The 2,764-nt window shown below is 59.4% G+C and carries 2 rRNA genes; both read right to left on the bottom strand.

Annotated elements, in window-relative coordinates:
* Nucleotides 1-24 precede the first annotated feature (24 nt).
* A 5S ribosomal RNA gene (gene rrf / locus FYJ79_RS12275) occupies nucleotides 25-133 on the bottom strand.
* 53 nt (nucleotides 134-186) lie between these two features.
* A 23S ribosomal RNA gene (locus tag FYJ79_RS12270) occupies nucleotides 187-2,764 on the bottom strand; the annotation flags it as partial.

Raw genomic sequence — 2,764 nt, 5'->3', positions numbered from 1 at the left:
AAAGGACCTTCCGGTCCTTTGCCTACCTGGCAGAGCGCTATTGTCGCACTTGCGCACTATCGTCGCCGCTGCGGCGCTTAACTTCTGTGTTCGGGATGGGTACAGGTGTGCCCGCCGCGCCATTTCCGCCAGATCCTCCGAGGGATTCCCTCAAAGCCGGACGCATTACTCTCTCTCCTCACTCTTGTGGCCAGGTCCTCGGCCTATTAGTGCCGGTCCGCTCAGCATGTCGCCATGCTTGCACTCCCGGTCTATCAACCTCGTAGTCTTCGAGGGGCCTTAGCCTTGCGGCGGGAGGTCTCATCTCGGAGGGGGCTTCTCGCTTAGATGCCTTCAGCGATTATCCCTTCCGGACTTGGCTACCCGGCTGTGCCACTGGCGTGACAGCCGGTCCACCATCGGTCCGTCCACCCCGGTCCTCTCGTACTGAGGGCAGCTCTCCTCAGACCTCCTGCGCCCACGACAGATAGGGACCGAACTGTCTCACGACGTTCTGAACCCAGCTCGCGTACCGCTTTGATGGGCGAACAGCCCAACCCTTGGAACCGACTTCAGCTCCAGGATGCGATGAGCCGACATCGAGGTGCCAAACCTCCCCGTCGATGTGAACTCTTGGGGGAGATCAGCCTGTTATCCCCAGGGTAGCTTTTATCCGTTGAGCGACGGCAATTCCATTCTCTACCGCCGGATCACTAAGCCCGACTTTCGTCCCTGCCCGACCTGTATGTCTCGCAGTCAGACACCCTTATGCCTTTGCACTCGCTGCGTGGTTTCCATCCACGCTGAGGGTATCCTTGGGCGCCTCCGTTACTCTTTGGGAGGCGACCGCCCCAGTCAAACTGCCCGGCTGGCGCTGTCCCGTCGCCAGTTCATGGCGTCCGGTTAGAAACTAGGCCCATCAGGGGTGGTATCCCACCAGCGGCTCCTCCGACGCTGACGCGCCGGTCTCTCTGCCTCCCACCTATCCTGTACGTGATGGACCCAGTCCCAATGCCAGCCTGCAGTGAAGCTCCATGGGGTCTTTCCGTCTAGTCGCGGGCAACCTGCATCTTCACAGGTGCTAAGACTTCACCGAGCCTGCAGCCGAGACAGCGCCCAAATCGTTACGCCTTTCGTGCGGGTCAGAACTTACCTGACAAGGAATTTCGCTACCTTAGGACCGTTATAGTTACGGCCGCCGTTTACTGGGGCTTCGGCTCGGAGCTTCGCGTAAGCTGACTCCTCCTCTTAACCTTCCAGCACCGGGCAGGCGTCACCCCCTATACTTCGGCTTGCGCCTTCGCAGGGAGCTGTGTTTTTGGTAAACAGTCGCTTGGGCCATTTTTCTGCGGCTCACTCTTCGTGAGCACCCCTTCTCCCTAGGTTACGGGGTCATTTTGCAGAGTTCCTTGGCTGCAGTTCTCTCGCTCACCTCAGGATTCTCTCCCTGCCCATGTGTGTCCATTTTCGGTACGGGCCCATGAGGCCTGTGTGATAGAAGCTTTTCCTGGAAGACGCTCCGCTGATTTCCGTACTTGCCGCAGCTTTCCGTATGCCTCGCGCTCTCGGCGTTCCGGGCGCGCATTTCACTTCGCCCCGCCTGCCTCGCTTGCCCCGGGTATTCCGTCACCCGGTACAGCCTCACGTCTCCGTCACTCCGTCTCACCTCATGGGGTACTGGAATCTCCGCCAGTCTTCCATCGGCTACGCCTCTCGGCCTCGCCTTAGGTCCCGACTCTCCCAGGGAGGACGAGCCTTCCCCTGGAGACCTTGGGCCATCGGTGTGCAGGATTCCCACCTGCATCTCGCTACTCACGCCGGCATTCTCTCTTCCATCCGCTCCACATGCCCTTACGGTCATGCTTCACCGCTGGATGGAACGCTCCCCTACCATTACATCGTAATCCATAGCTTCGGTGTCATGCTTAGCCCCGGTAAATTATCGGCGCGGAGTCATTCGACTAGTGAGCTGTTACGCACTCTTCAAAGGATGGCTGCTTCTGAGCCAACCTCCTAGCTGTCTGCACGTCTCCACTTCCTTTTCCACTTGGCATGTACTTGGGGACCTTGGCTGATGGTCTGGGCTGTTTCCCTCTTGTCCGCGGACCTTATCACCCGCGGACTGACTGCCGCGCTCTGCCTGCCGACATTCGGAGTTTGATTGCACTCAGTACCGCGGGATGCGGCCATCATGCATTCAGTGCTCTACCTTCGGCGCCAATCGCGCGACGCTAGCCCTAAAGCTATTTCGGGGAGAACCAGCTATCTCCGGGTTCGTTTGGAATTTCACCCCTAGCCACGGATCATCCGCCAACGTTTCAACGGGGGTCGGTTCGGTCCTCCATCGGGTCTCACCCCGACTTCAACCTGTCCATGGCTAGATCACCCGGTTTCGGGTCCACTCCGCACGACTTGCGCCCTCTTCAGACTCGCTTTCGCTTCGGCTCCGCGTCTTCCGCTTAACCTTGCCGCGCACAGTGACTCGCCGGCTCATTCTACAAAAGGCACGCCATCACCCTCATGCGGGGCTCTGACTTCTTGTAGGCATATGGTTTCAGGCTCTCTTTCACTCCCCTTCCGGGGTTCTTTTCACCTTTCCCTCACGGTACTGGTTCGCTATCGGTCACACGCTAGTGTTTAGCCTTTCGGGATGGTCCCCGATGCTTCCGGCAGGATTCCTCGTGTCCCGCCGTACTCAGGATCCCTGCTCGCGCTGACGCCTCCCCTTCGGGTACGGGTCCTTCGCCCTCTATGGAGCGCCCTCCCAGGCGCTTCCCCTGGGGAT

Origin of the sequence: Sharpea porci (genome assembly GCF_009695655.1) — a bacterium.
GTDB lineage: Bacteria > Bacillota_I > Bacilli_A > Erysipelotrichales > Coprobacillaceae > Sharpea > Sharpea porci.
This window is presented reverse-complemented; position numbering and strand designations above follow the sequence as displayed.